The 22574-nt window shown below is 63.2% G+C and carries 23 protein-coding genes; 12 read left to right on the forward strand and 11 right to left on the reverse strand.

Annotated features, from left to right (window positions below; genetic code table 11):
* Positions 1–240 precede the first annotated feature (240 nt).
* From AB4Y43_RS34350 to AB4Y43_RS34360, 3 genes are all read left to right on the forward strand, one after another.
* Entirely contained in the window at positions 241–555 is a 315-nt protein-coding gene (locus AB4Y43_RS34350) for a hypothetical protein (protein WP_342949458.1), read from the forward strand.
* 10 nt (positions 556–565) lie between these two features.
* A complete protein-coding gene (locus tag AB4Y43_RS34355; RefSeq protein ID WP_368619228.1) occupies positions 566–1465 on the forward strand; it encodes a papain-like cysteine protease family protein in 900 nt (299 codons plus the stop codon).
* Between the two features lie 165 nt (positions 1466–1630).
* Entirely contained in the window at positions 1631–2317 is a 687-nt protein-coding gene (locus AB4Y43_RS34360; protein ID WP_368729818.1) for a Type 1 glutamine amidotransferase-like domain-containing protein, read from the forward strand.
* Between the two features lie 273 nt (positions 2318–2590).
* On the opposite strand, the gene AB4Y43_RS34365 is transcribed toward AB4Y43_RS34360, so the two are convergent.
* Positions 2591–3598: a serine hydrolase domain-containing protein gene (locus AB4Y43_RS34365; RefSeq protein WP_368619226.1), complete on the reverse strand. Its 1008-nt coding sequence runs from the start codon at positions 3596–3598 to the stop codon at positions 2591–2593.
* A 182-nt stretch (positions 3599–3780) separates the two neighbouring features.
* Here AB4Y43_RS34365 and AB4Y43_RS34370 point away from each other — a divergent pair, with 182 nt between their 5' ends.
* The gene (locus tag AB4Y43_RS34370) at positions 3781–4584 is read left to right on the forward strand and encodes a lipid II flippase Amj family protein (protein WP_368619225.1); all 804 of its coding nucleotides are present in this window, start codon (positions 3781–3783) and stop codon (positions 4582–4584) included.
* A 123-nt stretch (positions 4585–4707) separates the two neighbouring features.
* Positions 4708–5355: a Type 1 glutamine amidotransferase-like domain-containing protein gene (locus AB4Y43_RS34375; RefSeq protein ID WP_368729819.1), complete on the forward strand. Its 648-nt coding sequence runs from the start codon at positions 4708–4710 to the stop codon at positions 5353–5355.
* A 284-nt stretch (positions 5356–5639) separates the two neighbouring features.
* Here the strand turns inward: AB4Y43_RS34375 and AB4Y43_RS34380 are convergent, their stop codons facing one another.
* Positions 5640–5861, reverse strand: coding sequence for a hypothetical protein (locus tag AB4Y43_RS34380; RefSeq protein ID WP_368729820.1), 222 nt, complete (start codon positions 5859–5861; stop codon positions 5640–5642).
* A gap of 176 nt (positions 5862–6037) precedes the next feature.
* On the opposite strand from AB4Y43_RS34380, the gene fusA reads away from it, so the two are divergent.
* The 3 genes from fusA (at position 6038) to AB4Y43_RS34395 (ending at position 9765) form a co-directional block, all read left to right on the forward strand.
* Complete coding sequence (gene fusA / locus AB4Y43_RS34385; RefSeq protein ID WP_368619222.1) at positions 6038–8092, forward strand: elongation factor G; 2055 nt, start codon at positions 6038–6040, stop codon at positions 8090–8092.
* Positions 8093–8210: 118 nt separating this feature from the next.
* On the forward strand, positions 8211–8768 hold the full coding sequence (locus AB4Y43_RS34390) for a TetR/AcrR family transcriptional regulator (protein WP_368619221.1): 558 nt from the start codon (positions 8211–8213) through the stop codon (positions 8766–8768).
* Between the two features lie 76 nt (positions 8769–8844).
* A complete protein-coding gene (locus AB4Y43_RS34395) occupies positions 8845–9765 on the forward strand; it encodes an alpha/beta fold hydrolase (protein ID WP_368619220.1) in 921 nt (306 codons plus the stop codon).
* Between the two features lie 12 nt (positions 9766–9777).
* On the opposite strand, the gene AB4Y43_RS34400 is transcribed toward AB4Y43_RS34395, so the two are convergent.
* Genes AB4Y43_RS34400 through AB4Y43_RS34410 form a run of 3 tightly spaced genes read right to left on the reverse strand, consistent with a single transcriptional unit; the run spans position 9778 to position 11028 of the window.
* Complete coding sequence (locus tag AB4Y43_RS34400) at positions 9778–10521, reverse strand: response regulator (RefSeq protein ID WP_069266943.1); 744 nt, start codon at positions 10519–10521, stop codon at positions 9778–9780.
* The gene (locus tag AB4Y43_RS34405; protein WP_165979342.1) at positions 10484–10648 is read right to left on the reverse strand and encodes a hypothetical protein; all 165 of its coding nucleotides are present in this window, start codon (positions 10646–10648) and stop codon (positions 10484–10486) included. Before AB4Y43_RS34405 ends, AB4Y43_RS34400 begins: the two co-directional genes overlap by 38 nt.
* Positions 10645–11028, reverse strand: a complete 384-nt coding sequence (locus tag AB4Y43_RS34410; RefSeq protein ID WP_368619219.1) for a GFA family protein — start codon at positions 11026–11028, stop codon at positions 10645–10647. Before AB4Y43_RS34410 ends, AB4Y43_RS34405 begins: the two co-directional genes overlap by 4 nt.
* A gap of 232 nt (positions 11029–11260) precedes the next feature.
* On the opposite strand from AB4Y43_RS34410, the gene AB4Y43_RS34415 reads away from it, so the two are divergent.
* The gene (locus AB4Y43_RS34415) at positions 11261–11626 is read left to right on the forward strand and encodes a hypothetical protein (RefSeq protein WP_133181087.1); all 366 of its coding nucleotides are present in this window, start codon (positions 11261–11263) and stop codon (positions 11624–11626) included.
* Between the two features lie 46 nt (positions 11627–11672).
* Here the strand turns inward: AB4Y43_RS34415 and AB4Y43_RS34420 are convergent, their stop codons facing one another.
* Complete coding sequence (locus tag AB4Y43_RS34420) at positions 11673–12989, reverse strand: ATP-binding protein (protein WP_368619249.1); 1317 nt, start codon at positions 12987–12989, stop codon at positions 11673–11675.
* 186 nt (positions 12990–13175) lie between these two features.
* Positions 13176–14096 (reverse strand): LysR family transcriptional regulator, encoded by a 921-nt coding sequence (locus AB4Y43_RS34425; RefSeq protein WP_368619218.1) that lies wholly within the window; start codon positions 14094–14096, stop codon positions 13176–13178.
* A 142-nt stretch (positions 14097–14238) separates the two neighbouring features.
* Between AB4Y43_RS34425 and AB4Y43_RS34430 the strand changes: the two genes are divergently transcribed.
* Positions 14239–15222, forward strand: a complete 984-nt coding sequence (locus AB4Y43_RS34430; RefSeq protein WP_368619217.1) for an aldo/keto reductase — start codon at positions 14239–14241, stop codon at positions 15220–15222.
* Between the two features lie 291 nt (positions 15223–15513).
* Here the strand turns inward: AB4Y43_RS34430 and AB4Y43_RS34435 are convergent, their stop codons facing one another.
* Together AB4Y43_RS34435 and AB4Y43_RS34440 are read right to left on the reverse strand one after the other, a co-directional pair.
* Positions 15514–15780: a hypothetical protein gene (locus tag AB4Y43_RS34435; RefSeq protein ID WP_368619216.1), complete on the reverse strand. Its 267-nt coding sequence runs from the start codon at positions 15778–15780 to the stop codon at positions 15514–15516.
* Between the two features lie 96 nt (positions 15781–15876).
* Positions 15877–16269 (reverse strand): LysR substrate-binding domain-containing protein, encoded by a 393-nt coding sequence (locus tag AB4Y43_RS34440; RefSeq protein ID WP_069266948.1) that lies wholly within the window; start codon positions 16267–16269, stop codon positions 15877–15879.
* 785 nt (positions 16270–17054) lie between these two features.
* Here AB4Y43_RS34440 and AB4Y43_RS34445 point away from each other — a divergent pair.
* Both AB4Y43_RS34445 and AB4Y43_RS34450 read left to right on the forward strand, forming a co-directional pair.
* On the forward strand, positions 17055–18848 hold the full coding sequence (locus tag AB4Y43_RS34445) for a hypothetical protein (RefSeq protein WP_368683635.1): 1794 nt from the start codon (positions 17055–17057) through the stop codon (positions 18846–18848).
* 345 nt (positions 18849–19193) lie between these two features.
* Positions 19194–19631: a hypothetical protein gene (locus tag AB4Y43_RS34450; protein ID WP_069267048.1), complete on the forward strand. Its 438-nt coding sequence runs from the start codon at positions 19194–19196 to the stop codon at positions 19629–19631.
* 5 nt (positions 19632–19636) lie between these two features.
* On the opposite strand, the gene AB4Y43_RS34455 is transcribed toward AB4Y43_RS34450, so the two are convergent.
* Together AB4Y43_RS34455 and AB4Y43_RS34460 are read right to left on the reverse strand one after the other, a co-directional pair.
* On the reverse strand, positions 19637–21007 hold the full coding sequence (locus AB4Y43_RS34455) for a sigma-54 dependent transcriptional regulator (RefSeq protein ID WP_069266950.1): 1371 nt from the start codon (positions 21005–21007) through the stop codon (positions 19637–19639).
* Positions 20997–22574 (reverse strand): ATP-binding protein (locus AB4Y43_RS34460; RefSeq protein WP_368729821.1); only part of this gene is annotated, 1578 nt, incomplete at its 5' end. The genes AB4Y43_RS34460 and AB4Y43_RS34455, both read right to left, overlap by 11 nt.

The following is a 22574-nucleotide window of genomic DNA, read 5'->3' on the forward strand; positions in this document are numbered from 1 at the left end:
CGCGAGCCTGTATCGCTTGCCCTGGGATGGGGTTTATGTGTCCGCCTGCCGCTTATGTGCGTTGCCCTACATATACGCTTCGTCGCCCCTGGTCATCTACGTCAAATCATCTAGCCTTTTTCTGTCCGAAACGAGGATTGCGCGACGTCACGGTTGCCATATCCAGGCACCTCAGACCATCACAGGTCGACCCAGAGGGCGCTTGAGGTTACTACTCTCCAACGCGACAGGGGTGCCGACATGCCGCAAACCGTCCGAAAGTATTGGGGCCCCTTCCAGGGGCGCACGACGCTCAATTTCAACTGGGACGCCATCAACCACGACTCAACGGTCATCGTCACCGCCGCCGAGTACAAGGTGACGACGCCCGCCGACAGCGAGCACCGTTTCATCGGCGCGGCCACCATCACCGTCGACAACGTCTGCCCCCACGGGCCGCCATTCGACTCCAACCACGGCGTCACCTTCGTCGTCAACGTCAATTGGGGGGCGCCGCTGAACATCGTCACGGACGTCACCGTTCTCGACGATGCGCCGATCGAGATCCAGTACTGAGGCTGGGATCATGCCGCTGACCATCCGCAAGTACTGGGGGAAGTTCCTCGGCCGCACGACCCTCAACTTCAACTGGGACGCCATCGACCACGACTCGACGGTCATCGTCACGGCGTCGGAGTACGCCGACAACAAGGTCCGGTTCATCGGTGCGGCGACGATCTCCGCCGACAACGTCTGCCCCCACGGACCACCCTACGACCCCAACCACGGCGTCACCTTCGTCGTCAATGTGGACTGGAACTCGCCGCTGAACGTCGTCACCGACATCACCGTCCTCGACGCCAAGCCGATCGAGGTGCAGACGTACGTACCGGACGTGACCAACCGCCTCGCGGTGCGGTTGCAGTACCAGCAGAGTGACCAGTGGTGCTGGATCGCCTGCGGCGCCACCGTCGATCACTTCTACGACCCGGCAAGCACCTGGAAGCAATGCGAGGTGATGACGCAGATAGGACAGGAGATCAACGGGTTCCCGACGAACACCACTGCCTGCCCGTCGGCGCAGGCACTGATCCAGAACCCCGACCTGGCCGCTCGCTACGCCAACCCCTACGCCATCGGCGCCCGCTACGTGCTCGACGACGCCCGCCTGGGGATCGACACCCGCTATCTGAAATCCGGCGGGGTGACCGACGCGTTGAAGACGGTCGGCAACTACGCCAGCTATCACGGACCGGATCTGACTCTCGCCGATCTCAGAGCCGAGATCGACGCCGGGCGACCTGTTGTCGCCTCGATCACCTGGCTCAGCGGCGGGACCCACTTCGTCGTGATTGCCGGCATCCAGGGCGAGGGGCTGCTGATCCTCGATCCGGTCAACGGCGAGTGCTTCACGGAGTTCGGCGAGTTCCCCGGCACCTACTTCGGCGGAGCGACCCTTGACGGCTACGCCTTCACCAAACCCTGAGCCACCTCGAAGAGCACCGGCACTACGATACGGTCGCCGGAATGCCGCGCAGATGCGCGACACAGGGGTGGCGACCTCAGCGGACGTCTGGTGAGGCGGCGATGGTGTCGAGCAGGGTCGCCAGACGGATCGACTGCCCCGCCGTCCACGGGCTGGGACCGCCTCTTGCGGACGTTCGACAACCTCATCTGGATCGTCGACAATCGCAAAACCAACCGCCTACCGGGTTGGCGCCACGACAGACGATCAACGAACGGAGCATCCATGCGGCGTATCCTTGCCATAGGTGGTGGCGGCTTCATGATGGAAGACGCACCCTCGCCCATCGACCAGCATATCGTTAGTCTCACAGGAAAGGCGCGACCACGTATCTGCTACCTGGCCACACCAAGCGGAGACTTGCCTGAGCATCTTGGCAAGTTCCACGCCGCCTACGGCGACATGGACTGTGAGACTTCTCATCTTGCGTTCTTTCGGAAACCCGACTCGAAGTCGATCCTTACCACCGATTTCCGCACAAGGCTGCTTGAGCAGGACGCCATTTATGTCGGCGGTGGAAATACAAAATCAGCACTAGCTGTCTGGCGCGAGTGGGGGCTTGACACAGTTCTTCGGGAGGCGTGGGAGAGCGGCGTGCTGCTCGCGGGCATGAGTGCGGGCGCAATGTGTTGGTACGAGGCCGGTCTGACCGATTCGTTTTGGGGGGCAGCTTATCGTCCGCTCGACTGCCTTGGCTTGCTGCCCGGTGGTTGCGCCGTTCACTACAGCAGCGATCCAAAGAGACGCGAGACGCTGCATGCTGCATGCTGCGCAAAAAGCATATACGGTCCCACCTTCCATTGCCATCGATGATTTTGCGGCCGCTCTGTACTTGAGCACTTCTGTCGATAGCGTGTTTTCCTGGCGAGAGGGATCAACCGCATATCAAGTCTATCGCGAACACGAGACGGTGATCGAGACCGCGTTGCCGGTCAAGCGAATTGGCCGCTAACGCCAACGATCCAATGGCGGTAGTGGAAATTTGCGGAGGGGCCGCTCAGGGGGACTTTAGTCGCCCGTGTCTGTGAACCAATCGTGTCAGTATGGGATTGCCGGTTTCGGTCGCTCAACGCCCGTGACGATGGGTCACAAGCTACCGATCCGAAGCCATTCGATGGCGGGGTGCTCGCCGGGAACGGCTTCTGGTAGGACCGTATGTACCAGCCTCATGCCTCGGGCCGAATTGGCGAACCAGACGACTGCATCCTGCGTCGCACGATTGGCGAGAACAAGTGCCCGGAATCCCGGGTTGTTTCCCCAGTGAAAGAAGCAATCTTCAAAGGGTTCGAGCCCCCAGCCCAATCCCCAGGCAACGTTCAGATCGGGCGGGTTCTGACCGATAAGGTCTTCGGTGTCGTCGCCTTGGCGCGTATTGATGCGCGGCACGAACCATTGATCGTAGCTCGTGGCCGCCAAGCCTCGGCGAGCCAGTACATGCTGAATGAAGCTGACATAGTCAGATGCCGTCGTCAGAAGTGACCAGGAGGCCTGCGCCGTTTGCACGCGACGCTTAGGCACTGGCTCGCCTTCCCATCCCTGGCCCTGCGCATGGTTGACCGCGAAGCGCTCCTGCCACTCAAGGCTCGAATGACGCATGCCCAACGGCTCGAATACGCGCTCTCGCGCCAACATTTCTAGTGGGCGTGTGCTTACGGCCTCCATCGCGCGCTGAAGCCATGCAAACGCACTGCTGCCATAGCTGAATCGCTCGCCGGGGACGAAATACGTACGGAGTGGAGCTTGGTCGCGGACAATATTCGGAAGACCACTCGTGTGAGTCAGCACATGAAAGGCTGTTATTCGCCGAGCATTCGAGTCTCCGGGTACGTACTCTCCACAGATGTCGAACAGGGGTTTGTGCAGATCCAGCAGCCCTTCTTCGGCAAGCTGAAGCGCAACGTAGGCGACGAGCGGTTTGGTGAGAGACGCAGCCTCAAAGACGGTCGCTGCATCGACACCTGCGCGGTCGTGCGCACCACGAACGCCGAAGTAATGCTCGGCGCTTATTGTCCCCGCGTGAAGAACGGCTAGCGATACGCCGGGAATTTTGCCGCCGGCAGTCGCTTCCGCCAGAAATCGGTCGAGGTCAGTCATCGGTTCGCGCATCGGCAGGGTTGTTGCCTAATTGTACCGGCTGCGCCGGCGCAAGCCCCTCTGCGAGGTTCGGTTCGGCTCGGCCAATTCCCGTCACACGACGAGTGAACCAACGTCGTCAACAATCGGAGCGGCAGTGTACAGTTGGAGGCTTCGATTCATGCCAACCGTATGCCGACGACATGGACATTCAGCTGTTGATGATATGCGGGCTTACATTCGTAATCCATGTGATTGCGACGCTAGCATATGCGGTTCGGATTGCCGGCGTTCGCACGCGCCGTATCGCCGTGTCATTTTCCCTATTCGGAATCATCGCCCTTGTTTCCCGGACGGCAAATTCCTTTCAGGGGCCATTCATCGCGAAGCGGGTTGAGCTGGATATCGCGCGTCACCTGGAGCACGGTTTGCTCGGGGACTTTCGGCTCTTTCTGCTAACCGCCACGGCGGCAAGCACTGTCGGTGCGTTTCTGATTCCCACGTTTCAACGTTATTTCAGCCGCGCTGTCGACCACTTCCAGGCAAATCGCTCGATCCCTCGTCTGCTACTCCATATCTTCAGTCGCGGAGGCATCAGCTACATTCGGCTTGGAGCGCGGCTCCCGTCCCGCCACAACGTCATCCAACTAGCGACTGGGGCGGGCGTTTCCTGGAAAGTCATCGGGCTAAACGTCGTCGCAATGGCGATCTGGACAGTCGGCGTTTTCGCGTCGCTCTACGCTGGATACCTCAATCCTGATCTGCGGGTTACATGTGCGAATCTGTCATCCGTTATCAATGGTTTTGCGACGGTGGTGTTGGCACTCGTCATCGATCCGCAAGTTTCAGTGATGACTGACGACGTAATCGAAGGCCGGATTTCGGAAAACAGCTTCCGGCGGGCCATTACAACCCTCGCGGGTGCGCGTGTGCTCGGGACGCTGTGCGCTCAGGCAGCGCTCGTTCCAGCGGCATTGATCATTGTTCGCATCGCCGAACTTATTTAGCGATGCGAACAATACCGGAAACGTGTCTGGCATCGGGCGGCGAGCAAGTCACATCCGACAAAGTATTCTTTTTCATGGACGATTCCAAAACATCTTAAGTTCGCCGGAGACTTCGCTGTGCGAGTGTACCTTTCTTCCTTCGATGTGGGCGCCAGACCAGAACAACTCGTCGGCTTGGTCGGTGGTCAATTGCGAGCGGCAATTGTCGTCAACGCACTTGACCATCGCGAAGCGGCGCGCGCCCAATGGCTGGAGAATCAAACAATCAAACTTCGAGCACTTGGCTTCACTGTGCAGGAACTTGATCTTCGGCAGTTCTTCGGAACAACTGATCGCGTAGATGAGACACTCGAGCAGTTCGACGCGGTATGGATCAACGGTGGAAACGCATTCATACTTCGCAGGGCGATGAAGCAGAGCGGATTCGATGTCGCTATAGCGGATTTGCTCGAACGTGACAGAATCGTCTACTCGGGATTCAGTGCGGCAGCGGTCGTTGCGTCGAGCACGCTGCGCGCACTCGATCACGTCAGCGATCCCACGGAAGTTCCTCCGGGATACGATCCGGCTGTGGTCTGGGACGGGCTCGGAATTTTACCGTTTTCCCTCGTCGTGCACTTTCAATCCGATCATCCCGAGTCGGAGGCGGTCGGTGAGGAGGTCGCATTCTATGAGCGCCACCAAATGTCATATAGGACCTTGAAAGACGGCGAGGCTTTTGTAATGGACAGCATGCGGAGCGAGATCGTTGGCCCGCGGCGTTGCGAATGAACGGTACGCCGCGAACGCCCATTCCATGATTGCGCTAGCACGCTGAAAGACGTTATCCGCGACACGCGGGCACTCGATCCATGCGGACGTGAGCGCATCGAAAAAGTCACACGGCTTGAGCGTATCGACCCGGCGCTCCAGCAGCGGCGCCAGGTGCGCTTTCACGCTACTGAGCCACCGCCGCACGTTTCTGCCGTCGGCTTGCTTCCAGGCACTCTTAGCCTTCTCATGCTTTTTCTCGGCGGCCTGCAAGAACGTGGGCACCTTCGCATCCCGCTCGATAATCACCTGCTCGCGTCTGCGCTCCTGGATGGGGTCATGGCCACCATCGATCTGGCTGCGCATTGCCAGCGCACGCGCTCGGGCGTCGCGCAGCGACGTAGACGTAGCGCCCACTTGCCGCCGTTAGCATTGGGTCGAATCATCAGTCCGGGTACCTGACTATCACTGAGCGGCATGTCGCCGGGTTTCAGGTTGCGCAGCGCGCGGTCGGTCAGCATCGGCATAGGGTATTTCCCAGGATTTTGACCCACCATCTAGCCCACCACTGGACACATGGCAGCAGTCGGAACAAAATGGATCGAACCGGACTCATTATGTTGGCAACCTATTGATTATACAGTGAAATTTGGAAACGCTCGTGGGTCATACCGGATAAATCTGTACAACAATGGATCGACAAATGGATTACAGTCCCGAAGCCATCCGCACGATCGCTCTGGTCGGCCATGCCGGCTGCGGCAAGACCTCGCTTGCCGAAGCGCTCCTGCACCAGGGCGGCGCGCTGCACGCGCCAGGCAGCGTGAATCGCGGCACCGCCCTCTGCGATTTCGATCCCCTCGAACGCAAATACCACCACTCCCTCAACTCCGCCATCGCCCACCTCGACCACCAGGACACGCGCATCTACCTGCTCGACACACCCGGCTACCCCGACTTCGCCGGCATGTCGATGAGCGCGCTGCCTGCGGTGGAAACGGCGGCCATCGTCATCAATGCGCGCACCGGCATCGAGATGACGACGACCCGCATGATGGCGTACGCGCAGCAGCGCAAGCTGTGCCGGATGATCATCGTGAACGGCATCGACGCGGAAAAGGTCGATTTGCCGGGGCTGCTCGAGCAGATCCAGGAGACCTTCGGCAAGACCTGCCTGCCGATCAATCTGCCTGCGCAAGGCGGCCGCGAAGTGGTGGACTGCTTTTTCAACCCGGCTGGCGAGGCCGATTTCTATTCCGTGGAGGCAGCGCACAATGCGCTCGTCGACCAGGTGATCGAACTCGATCCCGAGTTGATGGAGTTGTACCTCGAACAAGGCGAAGCCATCAGCCCCGAGCAACTACACGAGCCGTTCGAACGCGCGTTGCGCGAAGGCCATCTCGTCCCGGTGTGCTTCACTTCTACGGCGACGGGTGCGGGCATCGCGCAACTGCTCGACGTGTTCGTGCGGCTCCTGCCCAATGTCACCGAAGGCAATCCACCGCTGTTCTACCGCGAAGTGGAGGGCAAGGAAGGCAAGGAGCCCGTGCGCGCCGAGCCGGATGCCGACAAGCACGTGCTCGCGCATGTGTTCAAGATCGTGATGGACCCGTATATCGGCAAGGTGGCGGTGTTTCGCATTCATCAGGGCACGGTGACGCGCGACAGCCAGCTTTATATCGGCAACGCGCGACAGCCGTTCAAGGTCGCGCATCTGCTGATGCTGCAGGGCAAGGAGCATACGGAGGTGCAGCGCGCGGGGCCCGGCAATATCTGCGCGGTGGCGAAGGCTGACGATATCGGCTTCGACGCCGTGCTGCACGACGCGCCCGAAGACGGCAACATCCACCTTACGCCGCCTGCGTTTCCCAATCCGATTTACGGTCTCGCTATCGAGCCGGCGCGACCCGGCAACGAGCAACGCGTGTGGGAAGTGCTGCAAAAGCTCGCGGCAGAAGATCCTTGCCTGCAGATCGATCACCCCGAAGGGACCAATGAAACCGTGGTCCGCGGCCTGGGCGAACTGCACTTGCGCTACATGCTGGAGCGGCTCACCGATCAGTACAAACTCGACGTCGTGACGCGTCCGCCGACGATTGCGTGGCGCGAGACGATCGGCAGCAAAGCCGAAGGCCATTGCCGCCACAAGAAGCAGACCGGCGGCGCGGGCCAGTTCGGCGAAGTCATGTTGCGCGTCGAGCCCTTGCCGCGCGGTGCGGGCTTCGAGTTCGTGGATGCAGTGAAAGGCGGCGCGATTCCTTCGCAGTTCATGCCTGCCGTGGAAAAAGGCATCTTGCAGGTGATCGACAGCGGGCCGCTCGCGGGCTTTCCCATGCAGGACGTGCGCGTGATCGTGTACGACGGCAAGCACCATCCGGTGGATTCGAAGGAAGTGGCGTTCGTTACCGCGGGGCGCAAGGCGTTTATCGATGCGGTATTGAAAGCGCAGCCTATCGTGCTCGAACCGATTGTCGATATCGAGGTGATGACGCCCGAGGCCGCGATGGGCGACATCATCGGCGATCTTTCGGCGCGGCGTGGGCAGGTGCATGGCACGCGCACGATGGGCGGGCAGGCCATGGTCATTGCGGGGAAGGTGCCGCTTGCCGAGCTCAACGATTATCAGTCGCGGCTGAATTCACTCGCGGGCGGGCATGGGAATTACAGCATTCAGCTGAGCCACTACGATCCGGTGCCGCCGACGCATCAGGAAAGGCTCGCGGCGCAGCATAAGGGGCGGGGGGAGAGTGTGGAGTGAGGTGTTTGAAATGAGGCTGTTGATTAGGAAATAAACATTTCCTATAATCTTCCCCATGGCATCCGAGCACCCATCCCAACCCCTGGCCCGCTCCCCCGGCCGCCCACGCGAGTTCGACATGGCAACTGTCGTGGACGGCGCCGTGCGCGTTTTCCGCGAGCGCGGTTACCACGCCACCTCAGTAGGCGATCTCAGCGAAGCAACGGGCCTGACAGCAGGGAGCCTCTACAAGGCATTCGGCGACAAGCGCGGTGTCTTTCTCGCCGCGTTCGACCATTACGTCACTACGCGCCACGCCGAACTGCGTCATCGCCTCGACAAGCAGTCCAAAGCAAGCGAGAAGATCCGCGTCATCTTCCTTTTCTACGCCGAATCTTCCCATGGCAGCGAGGGTCGGCGCGGATGCCTCGTGGTTTCCAGCGCAACGGCGCTCGCCACTTTCGACGACGAAGTCGCCACGCGCATCGAAGCCGCCATGCGGCGCACCGAAGAGATGCTGCGCGAACTCCTCCAGCAAGGCCAGCGAGACGGCTCGGTTGCAGCGGAAGTCCATGTCCCGGCGATGGCGCGCACGTTGCTCGCCCTGCTCCACGGCTTTCGTTTGATCGGCAAATCCGGGCGCACGCAGCGCGACATGCTTGCCGCGGCCGACGAAGCCATGCGCTTGCTGCGTTGAAATTTTTTTGGTTAATTTGGAAACAAATATTTCCAATCTATGCCTGTGTTCCTCAAAACCAACGGAGCTTCACGTCATGAGTACGCTCTCACGCATCATCGACCACGGTCCACCGTCGCTGGCCGACCCCGTCCTGCCCGGCTTCGCGCATCGCTTCGAAACTGTCGAAGGCACACGGCTCCATTACGTAATCGGCGGAAATAAGGATGGCGAAACAGTCGTGCTGCTGGCAGGCTATCCAGAAAGCTGGTTCGCGTGGCGCAAGGTCATGCCGCTGCTCGCCGGGCGTTATCGCGTGATCGCACCGGACCTGCCCGGCCAGGGCGATTCCGACCGCCCACAAGGTGGCTACGACACGCAATCGCTCGCAACCGCCCTGCACGCGTTGATCGGCAAGCTCGGAGCGCCCCGTTACCACCTCGCCGCCCACGACGTCGGCGCATGGGTCGCTTATCCCTATGCGGCGCTTTTCGGCGATGAAGTGTCGAGCCTCGCATTGCTCGACGCCGGCATTCCCGGCATCACGCTGCCGGAAGCGCTGCCAGTCGCGCCCGAGCGCTCGTGGCGCACCTGGCACTTCGCCTTCCATGCGGTGCCCGATCTGCCGGAGCTGCTGATAGCGGGCAAGGAGCGCGCGTATCTGGAGTGGTTTCTGCGCCGCAAAACGGCGAATCCGCAGACCTTCACGGATGCCGATATCGACGAATATCTGCGCGTGTTCACGAAGGAAGGCGGATTGCGCGCGGGGCTGGCCTACTACCGAGCGGCCGATGTTTCGGCGCGTCAGAATCGCGAGTTGAGCACGCGCGGCAAATTGCGGATGCCCGTTCTCGCGCTGAGCGCCGATCAGGGCTCGATTGCCGACATGGCCGGTCCGCTGCGCCCTTACGCCGATGAAGTGCAAGGCGCGACGCTGGCCCACTGCGGCCATTTCCTGCCGGAGGAGCAGCCCGCGGCCGTGGCCGAAGCACTGCTGCATTTCTTCGGCCGGACCTGACTCGGGCCGGCGTTACTCCGGCGCTTCGACCGTGGTCACCGCCGAGGAGAACACATACCCCTCGCTGCGCAGCGTCTTGATGTAACGCGGCTCGCGCGCCTCGTCGCGCAGGCGCTGGCGCAACCGGCTCACGAGCAGGTCGATCGAGCGGTCGAACGCGTCGGCCTGGCGGCCTTGCGTGAGGCTCAGCAGCTGGTCGCGCGTGAGCACGCGCTGCGGATGGTCGAGAAACACGCGCAACAGCCGGTATTCCGCGCCGCTCAGCGCGACGATCGTGCCCTCGGCGTCGAGCAGATGCCGCGCCGTGGTGTCGAGTCGCCAGTCGCCGAACGCGAGCAGTTGCGCCGCCTCGCTCACTTCCATGCCCGGCGGCAGCATGCGTGTGCGGCGCAGCACCGAGCGGATGCGCGCGAACAGTTCGCGCACGGCGAACGGCTTGGGTAGATAGTCGTCGGCGCCCATTTCGAGGCCCACGATGCGGTCCGTCTCTTCGTTGCGCGCGGTGAGCATCACCACGGGCACGGCGCGGAACTTGCCCGCACGCAGCTCGCGGCATAGCACGAGCCCGTCGTCGCCGGGCATCATGAGGTCGAGCACGATCAGGTCTGGCGCGCCGCCCTCCAGCACCGAGCGCATTTCGCGCCCGTTCGCGGCCAGCGACACGCGCATGCCGTTCTTTTCGAGGTAGGCTCCGACCAGTTCACGTATGCCGCGATCGTCATCGACGATCAGAACGTGATCCATCTTTTCCGTCATTGGTATTTTTCTCCTTGCGCGCGAGGCGTGAACGGGTTTCTGCGATGCACGAACAGTACACCGGATGCGCAATCTCCGCAGCCAGGCCGCTCGCCGCGAAGAACAGGATGGCGAGCAGGCGTTTCATGCGTCCTCCACCAGGGAAAGACTCGCACCGTCGGCAACCGACGGTTCGAGCGCGTAGACGTCCACGCCCTCCAGGCAGCCGAGATTGACGCGCCAGCGCGCCGGGTCCCTGCGCGTCTGATGAAACGGATAAATGCCGCAGTGCCTGCAGAAAAAGTGCTTCGCCACGCGCGTATTGAACTGGTACAGCGTGAGCGCGTCTTCGCCCGCGAGGATCGTCAGCTCACGGCCCTCGAACGGCGGGCTCATCAGCGCGCCCTTGCGGCGGCACAGGCTGCAGTTGCAACGCCCGGCCGGCTCGATCGGCGTGTGGACTTCGAACTTTACCGCACCGCAATGACAGGAACCCTTCCAGCGGGTCGTGCTCGTCGACGTGCTCATCTTGCTCTCCATTATTTCGATGGGTGATGGATAGCGCGCCACCCGCCGCGTACAACCTGGAACCGCCCCGCCCGATTCGGGACGACAATGACCGCTAGCGCCCATCCGGCGCGACGCATATCGACCTGAAATGGCCGGCGATGACCACAGCCGGGCCAGCCACAAACCGGCATTGTTTATGCTCGCAAGCTGATAGCGAGCGAAACGCAGAGAACGGCTCCAGGAGGTCCCCATGAAATGTCTGCGCATCTACGCCGACGCCCAGGGTGAGTCCCATTTCGAGGACATCGATATCCCGCTCACGCCACTCGAGCTCTTTCCGAACATCCCGCCCATTTACCTGTCGACGTGGGAGCCGGCGAAGGCGGTGCGCTTCGGCTGGGTGCCGGCCGGCCTCAAGGAGGCGGACTGGCACACCACGCCGGTTCGTCAGTTCGTGATCTGGATGACCGGCTGGGTCGAGTTCGAAACGAGCGACGGCGACACGCGCCACTGCGAGCCGGGCACGGTCGTGCTGTGCGAAGACACCATTGGCAAGGGCCATCGCTCGCGCCATCCCGAGGAAGGCCAGTTCAACGTGTTCATTCCGCTCGCCTGAGTAACCGCTTGATTCGCACGACCGGGCGCTCGTGGCGCGCCGCCATTCACGCCTGCGCGCCGCGCAGCACGAGCCGCCCTTCCAGGCCGCCTTCGGGCCGGTTGCGCAGCGTGAGCTCCGCGCCCATCGCCACGGCGAGCTGGCGCGAGATTGCGAGACCGAGACCCGTGCCGCCCGTGCCCCGGTTGCGCGAGGTCTCGAGCCGGTAGAACGGCTCGAACACCTTCTCGAGCGCTTCCTCCGGAATGCCGGGACCGCTGTCGAGCACCGAGATCGTGACGGTCTTGTCCTGCGGCGACGCGCTCACCTCGATGGCCGCCGTGCTCCCGTACTTCAGCGCGTTATCGACGAGATTGCCGACGATGCGACGCAGAGCCTGCACGCGCGTGACGATCGCCACGTTCAGGCGGCGCTCGAAGGTCACGGGCGAGCCCGCATCCACGTAGTCGCATACGAGGCTGTCGAGCAGCGCATCCAGGTCGACGCGGGCGGGCGCTTCGCCGGTGCCGTGCAGCGTACGCGCGTAGGCCACGCCCTCCTTCACCAACTGCTCCATCTCGTGCAGGTCCTGCGCGAGCTTGCCCGCTTGCGCTTCGTCGTCCATCTGGTCCACGCGCAGGCGCATGCGCGTGATCGGCGTCTGCAAATCGTGGGAGATGGCCGCGAGAATCTGCATGCGTTCGGCCACGTGCGCCGAGATGCGCTCCTGCATCGCGTTAAACGCTCGCGCCGCGCGCGCCACTTCGGAGGGCCCTTCTTCCTCCAGACGCTCCGCCTTCAGGTCCGGGCCGAGCGCGTCGGCCACACGCGCGAGTTCGTGCAGCGGCCGCGTGGCGGTGCGCACCGCGAACCAGCAGCACGCCGCCAGCACGACGAGCTGGGCGATGAGCACGGCCGGCAGCCAGCCCGACAGGGGCAGCGCGGGACCCGGGCGGTAATCGATCGTGAGCGGCGAGCCGTCCGACAGCTGCAGGTGGATCTGCAGGCGTTCGTGCTTGCCGGGCACCGAATTGGTCGTGAGCGCGTACTTGTCACCCAGGCCCGCCGCGATGGCCGAGGCCACGCTCTTCGAGCGGCTCGCTTCGGGCGGCTCGCCCGGCGTGCCGGGACCGAGGATGAAGCTATAAGTGCGCCGCGCGAGCTGCGGCAGCCACGCGGCACGTTCGGCGGCGGGCAGATGGTCGAGCAGCGCCACGGAGATGGCGACTTCGCGCGAGATGTAATTGGTCATCATGTTCGCGGTGGCGTCGTTGCGCTCGGTCATCGTGAGCTTGAACGACAGCCCCTGCGCGAGCGCGAGGCCGACGCAAAGGATCAGGGCGAGGCGCGCGAACAGCGTGCGCGGCCAGTGCAGCGCGCGCATTGCCGCGCCGCCCGCTAAAACCGGCGGTGTGCGGCGGGCCGCAAGTCCATCGGCGTGCATGTTCGGACTCCGTGTGCAGGGAATGATGCGTTTATACCCCATGCCGCGAGCGGCTTTGTATCCCACTGTATCGGCGCGGGCACGGGACACAATACATTGCAGGTCGGTTCATTTCACCGCGTCCTTTCATGTTTGCGGCTTGCGCTGCGGTGCGGCATCGGCCCATTCGCGCACGGCCTGCGCGAACAGGCGCAGCGCCGCGGGCGGATGGCGATTGGCCGGATAGTAAAGACAGAGCCCCGAAAACACCGGCCCCCACTCGGGTAGCAGGTGGACGAGCCGCCCGCCAGCCACATGCTCGGCCACGAGCGTTTCCGGCACCCAGGCCACGCCCACCCCGGCGAGCGCCGCCTCGACCATCAGGTTGAGGTTGCCGAGCGTGAGCGGCCCGTCCACGTCGATGCTGGCGCTCTTGCCGCGGTGCGCGAAATCCCAGCGGAACAGCGCGCCGCTCTCGAAGCGAAAGCGGATACAGCGGTGCTGCTCGAGGTCGTGCGGCGCGCGCGGCGGCGCATGCTGCGCCAGATACGCGGGCGAGGCCACCGCGCCAAAGCGCATGTCCTGCGTGAAGCGCACGGCGATCATGTCGCGCGGCACGTCTTCGAGCACGCGCACACCGGCGTCGAATCCACCGGCCACGATATCCACGAGCCGCGAGTCCGTCACGAACTCCACGCGGATGTCCGGATAGCGGGCGAGGAACCCCGGCAGCATATGGCGAATCAGCGGGCGCGCCCCCGATTCCGAGGCGCTGATGCGGATCGATCCCGAAGGCCGGTTGCTCGCGGTCGCGACGTCGTTGACGGCGTCTTCGAGATCGGCCATGGCAGGCCGAACGCGGCTAAGCAGCCGCTCGCCCGCCTCGGTCAGCGCCACGGAGCGCGTGGTGCGGTTCAGGAGGCGCACGCCGAGCTTCGCCTCCAGGTTGCGCACGGTGTGGCTGAGCGCGGAAGGCGAAACGCCGAGCACGCGCGCCGCGCCGCTGAAGCTGTGCTGCTCGGCGATCGTCACGAAGGCCGTCAGTTCGGATAAGCCGGTGCGCACCATCTGTGAATTTCCTTCAATACCCCATGCAAGTTTAGCGGCATTGTTGAGTGACCTGCAGGAACCTACACTCGGTCGGGTAGAAGGCCGCTCCCGTGCGAACTGGAGCGCCGGTCATTTCAGTTCACGCAAAAAGGAGCAAGACATGCAAAAGCGCACACTCGGCAAGAACGGCCTCGAAGTTTCCGCGTTGGGCCTCGGCTGCATGGGCTTAAGCTTCGGCTACGGCCCCGCCACCGAAAAGAACGACGCGATCCGCCTGATCCGCACGGCGTTCGAGCGCGGCGTCACGTTCTTCGACACGGCCGAAGTCTACGGGCCCTTCGTCAACGAGGAACTGGTTGGGGAGGCGCTCGCGCCGATTCGCGATCAGGTGGTGATCGCCACGAAGTTCGGCTTTCAGGACGGCGATTCGAAGAAGCCCATGGATAGCCGCCCCGAGCGCATCCGCGCCGTGGCCGAAGCATCGCTCAAGCGCCTGAAGACCGACCGCATCGACCTGTTCTATCAGCATCGCGTCGATCCGAACGTGCCGATGGAAGACGTGGCCGGCACGGTGAAGGACCTGATCCGCGAGGGCAAGGTCAAGCACTTCGGCCTTTCCGAAGCGGGTGAGCAGTCGATCCGCCGCGCCCACGCCGTGCAGCCCGTCGCGGCGCTGCAGAGCGAGTATTCGCTCTGGTGGCGCGAGCCGGAGCACAAGGTGATGCCGGTTCTCGAGGAGCTGGGCATCGGTTTCGTGCCGTTCAGCCCGCTCGGCAAGGGCTTTCTGACCGGCGCGATCGACGAGCGCACGTCGTTCGACCAGAGCGACTTCCGCGCCATGGTGCCGCGCTTTACGCGGGAGAACCGCAAGGCGAACGCGGGGCTGGTCGACGTGCTCGGCCGCCTCGCCGACGGCAAAGGCGCGACGCGCGCGCAGATCGCGCTGGCCTGGCTGCTCGCGCAAAAGCCGTGGATCGTGCCGATTCCTGGCACCACGAAGCTTTCCCGGCTCGACGAGAACGTGGGCGCGGCCAGTGTCGAGTTGAGCGCCGGCGATCTCGCCGCGATCGAAGCGGCGCTCAACGAGATCCAGGTCGTGGGCGACCGCTATCCGGCCCAGTGGCAGCAGCGGGTGGATCGCTGAGCCTGCGCGCACGTGCCATGTCCGTCGGCAATGGGCCGGCTACAGATCCGCCGGTTCGACATTCCTCGCTATTCCTCGGAACTGATAGAACCTGGCAGCTACTACGCGAGTCGAGAATCCGACCCGCGGCGAAGCGCGAAGGCAGAGGCGTGTTCTATCGCCGCGTGCAAGGGTCACCTCGTGGAAACGCCCGCCATCGATGCGCCTGGCAAAAGCGAAGCCCCCGTTGACGAAAGGTCTCGGGGGCTTCGCGCTAGTCGGGTAAATATTGGCGAGCGGTCCGGAACGCACTCAGAGATCGGTGGCTGCCAGTGTGATCCGCTCGTTGACGAGTAGAGGATATCGATGCTCGATCAGGCGAACGAGCCTCGATTTATTGAGCGCAAATGCCAGCATGAGTTGTTTCGGGGATCCCTTGCCGTAGCGATTGCCGGCCACGGTCACGCTGAATCCGCCATTTCGTACGGAATCCATACCAACAGGATTGCGCTCGCCGGTCTGAAAGCCGAGATAAGGCACGCGGCCGAGGCGGTCGTCGAAGCGCGTGAGCACGCTCATCGGCGCAATCTCATCGGTCGACACGTGTCTTTCAATGCGTCCGGCGTGACGCCCGGCAGATCGGCGCCGTTCAGTTGCCGCTCGACCTGCACCGGGTCATTGCAAAGAAACAGTACGCGGCCGGTCAATTCCAGTGTTGCCATCCAATTTCTCCTTGAGGGGAAATCTAGACGGCGGCGTGCGGCGCGATGAAGTGCTCGATCGGCACCTGGCGCTCGAGGATATCCCCACGTCCGCGCGGTCTTCCATACAGGCCCGCACTACACCGTCGCTGATCTGTTCGGTCAGGGCGATCTGCACGAGCGGGTAGCGCGCCTGAAAGTCCTTGAGCCGTTCCGGCAGAAAACCAATGATTGCGGACGCGTTAGCGAACAGGCGCACCACGCCCGCCACCTCGCCGCTGAGCGACCGGACTTCCCGCGCCAGCGACTGCAACTGGTCGTGCACCGCCACCGCGCTTGAAAACGCGTGACGACCCGCCTCGGTCAACTCGACGCCCTACGTGCTCGCAATAATACCAATAGAGTCAATTAAAATCCGACCCGAATAAAACAGAAAGCAATTTAAAAGGGAAATATAGACGAAAGAATAAATTACATCGATACACTTCAGACCATCCCAGAACTGCCGATATAGCCGGCAATAGCAGGCGAAACACGCGATCCATGCAGTAAGCATTACCTTCTGCATTTGAGGTAATTAATACCTTGCTATTGGCGAAAATTGACTAAGTTTCGGTAATTGAAACTCGAGCCAATTCGTGTGACATTTTGTTACGTCTGATTTTCACATGGCAGGGGGAATTATCGGTAATATCCGCCGCGCGTCTGACTTCAAGCAGTGACTTCGTAATCTTCGTCCGAAAAAATTGCGCACGTCTCCCCTCCTTCAGGGATCCAGCGCAGGGCCGAATTCCCGACGGGGCAGCCGTAGCGAGGGTGCAAGATTTACCCACGTGAAAGCAAGGACAGATACGCACGTTCGCGCAATAGCGCGAGCCGCGCGGCGCACGTAGCGGGCGCAGGGCTCATCGAGCCGTTGTGCAGCGTCCGTTAAATCTCATTCTTCAGACCTTAGCCAGCATCCGAGCGCTATCGCGCGCCGTCGCCGGCTGGGCGTCGTTTTGTCTTTTTTTTCTTCGATCGATGAAACTCTTCTATCTCTTGCTGTCGTCGTCGTTGTTCCTCGCGGCGTGCGGCGGCGGCTCCGGAAGCTCCGGTGCGAATGCAACCAATGCCTCGGCCACGGCACAAAGCGCGAGTGACGCGACTGCCATGGACGCCACCGCAAATGCGGCCACCACCACGCGCGGCACACTGCACTGCGGCTCCGCCGTGAAATCGAGCGCGGGCTCCAGCAGCGAACTGGTGAGCGTCGATACGCCGACCACGCAGAGCGGCCGTGTCTTCGCCTCGGGCGCGGCATTTCCCCTCGCGTTCACCACCAACGCGCCCGCGGCCGACACCGTGAACTGGTCGATCAGCGACCATCTCGGCAAGGTGGTCACGAGCGGCAGCCTGCGCGTGACGGCAGGCCCGGTGACGACCACGCTGAGCTGCTCGTCGACGCTCGCGGGCTACTTTGCCGTGACCGCCAAGCTCGCGACCGCCGGCGGTCAACTCCCCGAACTGGGCACCCGCCCCGCCGGTACCGCGACCTTCGGCGTGCTGCCCAATCTGGCCGGCATCGTGCCGACTGTGACGTATTCGCATCAGGACCTGCACCGCTTCGGCATGCAAGGCGAAGACGACAACACTTCGGTGCTCTCCTCGCTCGGCATCTCGTGGACGTACGACCACCGCGAGCTGTACAACATGGAGCCGAACGGCCCCAACACCTTCAACCCGAACGTCAACAATCTCGACCCGTTCTACAACACGGGCAACGTGATGCGGCTCGTGCGTCTGGACGGCATTCCCGCCTGGGCGAGCCCGACCGGCGCGTTCGAGGACGAAGCCCTTCCGCCGAGTAACCTCTCGTACTACCAGAACTACATGAGCCGGATCGGTACGGAGTCGAACCTCATTCGGACGGCTTATTTTCCGAAGCAGGCGTCGAACTACTACCAGCTCACCTGGGAGCCGGACGCCCAATGGCAAGGCAACAACACGCAATTCGTGCAGCTCTATCAGGCCGTCTATCAAGGTATTCACTCGACCGACCCGCACGCAGTCGTGATGGGGCCGACCGATACGGCGCCGTCCGGCACGGCCGATCACCTCAAGGCCCTCGCGCCGCTCGGCTACGCGCAGGACATCGACGGCGTGACGACGCACGGCTACTACGACATCAACGGCAGCTCGCCTTCGTTCCCGCCCGAGCGTCAGGAAACCGATCCGGCCAACGCGTCCGGCTCGCTGATGGGACAAATGCGCGCGCTGCGCAGCGAAATGGCGGCTGACTACAAGCCGGGCACGAAGCTGTTCAGCACGGAGCTTGGCATCAGCTACGACAACGGTTCGTCGTACGGTCCCAACTATCCGACCGGCAATATCCTGTACGCGCAAGGCGCAGTGGTGGCGCGCAGCCACCTGATCATTCTGGGCGAAGGCGCCGATCAAACCTGGATCTTCTACGGTGCCGACTTCCCGGGCCTCGTGGGCTACGGCACGTTCTTCGATCTCGCCGACGCACAGGGTCAGTATGGCGCGCAGAACATCAGCCCGAAGCCCGCGGCCATGTCCGTCGCGGCCATGACGCGTATTCTCGACGGCACCAACACGCTCGGTCCGGTGAAGAAGACCCCCTCGGGCGTCTACGCCTACGCGTTCCAGCAGCTCAACAACGGCGCGGTCATCACGGCCTTGTGGACGCACAACAACAGTGTGTGGAGCGCGAGCGCCGGCTACAGCTCGACCTATAGCGTGGGCTACAGCCTCGCGGTGGATGCACCCGGCACGAGCGGCACGGTCACCGTGCTCGATGAAATGGGCAATCCGACCACGAAGAGCTACACCAACGGCAAGGTCGCGCTGAGCCTGACCGAGTCGCCGGTGTATGTGATTTCGCAGAACGCTTCGGTGGCGAGCGCCAATGCGACGCTGCCCACGGGCTACGTGGCGAACTAATCGAACCGGGCGGCCACCTGGTCGCGCGAAACAAGCTGTACCCCGAGGCGCCCGGCCCGCGGACATTGTTCTGCGGGCCGGGCGCCTCTTCCGTTTACCGTCGGCGAGGCATGCTTGCCGCGGTAGACTTGCGCTCTGTCCATCCGCGAGCCGGAACATGGAGAATTCGACGTCGACATCCGGCTGCACAGATCCTTCACGGCCTCATCGGTTAGTGATTGTCGAGGGCATCGCTCTGCACGGCGTACGTGATCGCGACGCCTGCTCGCGGCACTCTCGAACCCTTGAATTTTCGACGCAGCGACAGAAATGAACGAAAATCCTGCGAAGCCACTGGAAAGCAACATGAAACGACTGTTACTCGCCGCACTCACCGCCGCCTCGTTCGTGACCTGCGCTCATGCGCAAAGCGACGCGACCGGCTCGTTCGCCACCGCCGCAGGCACGGTGCAATTCGTGCGCGACGACCGCGACTTCGTGGCGGTCCTCGGCAAGGATATCTTCGACCGCTTCGACGCGAAGACGCTCGCGCATTTCGACGAAGTGGGCCACGACAACAGCACGATTACGCGCATGCTCGTGCAAACCGCATACGGCCCGGTGCTGTACGACTTTCGCCACAATCCGCCGCTCGTGCAGCACGTGAACACGCGCATGACGATCAAGCGCGTGTTCTGGCAACCCGACGAAGTCGTGATGCAAGGCTCGGAGGGCTGGTTCCGGCTCAAGAACGGCGCGCTCACCAGGCTGCAATCGTCGACGACCACGTACCGCACCAATTAATCCGGTCAGAGGTCTTTGTCGTCCTTCTCGTCGCCCTGCGTGTCGCGATCCGCGATCTTCAGCTGACGCAGCTTGTGATACAGCGTTTTCTTCGGCATCCCAAGCTCCTCGCTCGCCTGGGCGACGTTGCCTTGATGGCGGCGCAGCGTGTTCTCGATCAGCATCCGCTCGAAATACGCCAGCTGGTCCGCCAGCGTCTCCCCTTTCACGGTAGCCGCGCCCGCTGAGAGCAGGCTGTCGCCAGTCAGCCCGAGCACGAAGCGGTCAGCGACGTTCTGCAGCTCGCGGACGTTGCCGGGCCATGCGTGCGTCATGAGCTCGGACACTTGCGCAGCCGTCACGACCGGCGCCGGCGTGCCGAAACGCCGCGCGGCCGCGAGCACGAAATGCTCGAACAGCAGGGGAACGTCCTCGCGCCGCTCGCGCAGCGGCGGCAATTCGATCTGCGCGACGTTCAGCCGGTACAGCAGGTCGGCTCGAAAGCCTCCTTGCGCAGACACTTCCGCGAGGTCGGCCTTCGAAGCGGCAACGATCCGGCAATCCACCGGAATCAGCTCGTTTGCGCCGAGGCGCTCGACCACGCGCTCCTGCAGCACGCGCAGCATCTTGATCTGCAGCGCCATCGACATCGTTTCGATCTCGTCGAGAAAGAGCGTGCCGCCGTTCGCCCATTCGATCTTGCCGACGCGCTTCTTGATCGCGCCCGTGAACGCGCCCGCCTCATGCCCGAACAGTTCGCTCTCGAACACCTGCTCGGGCAAACCGCCGCAATTCAGCGCCACGAAATGCGCGTCGCGCCGCGCGCTGAAGTCATGCAGGCTGCGTGCGATCAGCTCCTTGCCCGTGCCGGTTTCACCAGTGATCAGCACCGACACGGAGGTATCCGCCAGACGCAGAATTTTCTTGCGGACCTCCGCCATGGCCGGCGACTTGCCTAGCACCAGCGCCTCGATCCCCTGCCAGTTGTGCAGCGAAGCGCGCAAGCCCTCGACTTCGAGCGTGAGCCGCCGTTTCTCGACCGCGCGCGCCACGCGGCCCGCGATGACATCGGAGGAGAAGGGTTTTTCGATGAAGTCGTAGGCGCCCACGCGCATCGCGCTGACCGCCGTCGAAATGTCCGCATGCCCGCTGATCAGCAGCACCGGAATTTGCGGGTCGATCGCCATCACGTGATCGAGCAGTTGCAGGCCGTCGATGCCGGGCATGCGTACGTCGGAGACGATCACGATCGGCGCGCCCGGCGCGATGTCGGCATACGCATCGGCCGCCGACGCATAGGCGCTCACCGGAAAGCCCGCCAGCGCCACCGCCTGCTCGACGCCGATGCGGACATTCTCGTCATCCTCGACGACCAGCACCCGAATCTCATCTGCCATGTTCTGTCCTTTGCGGCTCGGCGGCCGCGAATTCGATCGTGAAGCGGGCTCCGCCTTCGTCGCGATTCGTTGCGGTGATTTTCGCGCCAAAGCCTTCGACGATGCGCGACGTGATCGCGAGCCCGAGCCCGAGTCCTTGCCCGCGCGGCTTGGTCGTCACGAACGGCTCGAACAGGTGCGCCAGCACATCCGGCGCGATGCCGGGGCCGCTATCCTCGATCGTGAAGCGCACACGGCCTTGCGCGTCAGGCTCACTCGCCTCGATCGCGATCACGCGCGTGCTCGCGGCGCGCACGGCGTCGAGCGCATTGCCGAGCAGATTGACGATCACCTGCTGCAGCTGACTCGACTCCGCATACACCGTCGTACCCGGCGCGATCCGCACATCGAGCCGCACCGCTTCGTCGCGGATTCGCGACTCGTAGATGAGCCGCGCATGTGCGACCGCTTCGCCGAGCGACACCGCCACGCGCTCCACTTCCGGCTTGCGCGCGAACGCCTTCAGCTCGCTCGTGAGCACCGCCATGCTGTCCACGAGACGGCCGACGCGCTCGAGATTGGCGATCGCTTGTGCGCCCTGATTGCGCTCGAAGAAGGTACGCGCATTGTCGCAGAGCGTGCGGATCGCGACGAGCGGCTGGTTCAGTTCGTGTGTGAGCCCCGCCGCCATCTGGCCGATCACCGCAAGCTTGCCGGCATGGACGACTTCCTGCTGCGTGGCGCGCAGACGCTGCTCGGTGCGTTCGCGCTCGGCGATCTCGCGCTGCATCTGCGCGTTCGCTTGCGTGAGCGCGGCGGTCCGCTGCGCCACGGTCGTTTCCAGCTGATCGTTCGCGCGCCGCAAGGCTTCTTGCGCCTTGAGCTTCTCCACGATCACACGGCGGCGCTGCACCGCATACAGCGCGTAGAGCGCGGCGATCAGAAACACGCCCGTCACGAACGCGAACGCAAGCCGTTGCTGGCGCCGCGCGCCCGCCGTGTCGAGCAGCACCATGATCGTGTCCTGCCCTTGCGGCGCGGGGCGCGACATCACGAGAAAGCGGGCCGTGCGGCCCGCGCGGCGCAGGTCGGGGAAGATGCCGATCCACGCGCTGTCATTCCAGTCGCCCACGCGCCGGTATCGGAGCGCCTCGACGATGCGCCCCGCGTATTGGCGCGATGCCTGGATATCGCGCTGCTGCGGCTCGGTCATCGCGCGCATCGCGGTGAATTTCCATTCGGGCTGGGTCGAGATCACGATCACGCCGTTGCCGTCGACGACGATGGCCGCCTCGCCAGGCGTGCGCCACGCGGATTCGAGCGCGTCGACGCTGACCTTCACGGCTGCCGCGCCGATCGCCGTGTCGCCGTCGTGAATCGCACTGGCGAAGTAGAGCCCGGGAATGCCGGTGTTCGTGCCGATGCCGAAGAAGCGGCCGCGGCCCTGCGCGAGCGCGTCCTTGAAGTACGGGCGATACGACACGTTGGTGCCGACGAAGCTGACCGGCTGATTCCAGTTGCTCGCGGCGACCACCGTGCCGTGCGCGTCGATCACGTCGACCGCGCCGCTGCCGACATCGTTGTTGAC

This window comes from Paraburkholderia sp. BR10872 (genome assembly GCF_040965835.1).
In the GTDB taxonomy this organism is placed as follows: Bacteria; Pseudomonadota; Gammaproteobacteria; order Burkholderiales; family Burkholderiaceae; genus Paraburkholderia; species Paraburkholderia nodosa_A.

Bases quoted from the DNA above. Each gene is read 5' to 3' on its own strand.
- AB4Y43_RS34350 (WP_342949458.1), top strand. From the start codon at position 241: ATGCCGCAAACCGTCCGAAAGTATTGGGGCCCCTTCCAGGGGCGCACG.
- AB4Y43_RS34355 (WP_368619228.1), top strand. From the start codon at position 566: ATGCCGCTGACCATCCGCAAGTACTGGGGGAAGTTCCTCGGCCGCACG.
- AB4Y43_RS34365 (WP_368619226.1), bottom strand. From the start codon at position 3,598: ATGACTGACCTCGACCGATTTCTGGCGGAAGCGACTGCCGGCGGCAAA.
- AB4Y43_RS34370 (WP_368619225.1), top strand. From the start codon at position 3,781: ATGGACATTCAGCTGTTGATGATATGCGGGCTTACATTCGTAATCCAT.
- AB4Y43_RS34380 (WP_368729820.1), bottom strand. From the start codon at position 5,861: ATGCCGATGCTGACCGACCGCGCGCTGCGCAACCTGAAACCCGGCGAC.
- fusA (WP_368619222.1), top strand. From the start codon at position 6,038: ATGGATTACAGTCCCGAAGCCATCCGCACGATCGCTCTGGTCGGCCAT.
- AB4Y43_RS34390 (WP_368619221.1), top strand. From the start codon at position 8,211: ATGGCAACTGTCGTGGACGGCGCCGTGCGCGTTTTCCGCGAGCGCGGT.
- AB4Y43_RS34395 (WP_368619220.1), top strand. From the start codon at position 8,845: ATGAGTACGCTCTCACGCATCATCGACCACGGTCCACCGTCGCTGGCC.
- AB4Y43_RS34400 (WP_069266943.1), bottom strand. From the start codon at position 10,521: ATGACGGAAAAGATGGATCACGTTCTGATCGTCGATGACGATCGCGGC.
- AB4Y43_RS34405 (WP_165979342.1), bottom strand. From the start codon at position 10,648: ATGAAACGCCTGCTCGCCATCCTGTTCTTCGCGGCGAGCGGCCTGGCT.
- AB4Y43_RS34410 (WP_368619219.1), bottom strand. From the start codon at position 11,028: ATGAGCACGTCGACGAGCACGACCCGCTGGAAGGGTTCCTGTCATTGC.
- AB4Y43_RS34415 (WP_133181087.1), top strand. From the start codon at position 11,261: ATGAAATGTCTGCGCATCTACGCCGACGCCCAGGGTGAGTCCCATTTC.
- AB4Y43_RS34420 (WP_368619249.1), bottom strand. From the start codon at position 12,989: ATGCGCGCGCTGCACTGGCCGCGCACGCTGTTCGCGCGCCTCGCCCTG.
- AB4Y43_RS34425 (WP_368619218.1), bottom strand. From the start codon at position 14,096: ATGGTGCGCACCGGCTTATCCGAACTGACGGCCTTCGTGACGATCGCC.
- AB4Y43_RS34430 (WP_368619217.1), top strand. From the start codon at position 14,239: ATGCAAAAGCGCACACTCGGCAAGAACGGCCTCGAAGTTTCCGCGTTG.
- AB4Y43_RS34435 (WP_368619216.1), bottom strand. From the start codon at position 15,780: ATGAGCGTGCTCACGCGCTTCGACGACCGCCTCGGCCGCGTGCCTTAT.
- AB4Y43_RS34445 (WP_368683635.1), top strand. From the start codon at position 17,055: ATGGACGCCACCGCAAATGCGGCCACCACCACGCGCGGCACACTGCAC.
- AB4Y43_RS34450 (WP_069267048.1), top strand. From the start codon at position 19,194: ATGAAACGACTGTTACTCGCCGCACTCACCGCCGCCTCGTTCGTGACC.
- AB4Y43_RS34455 (WP_069266950.1), bottom strand. From the start codon at position 21,007: ATGGCAGATGAGATTCGGGTGCTGGTCGTCGAGGATGACGAGAATGTC.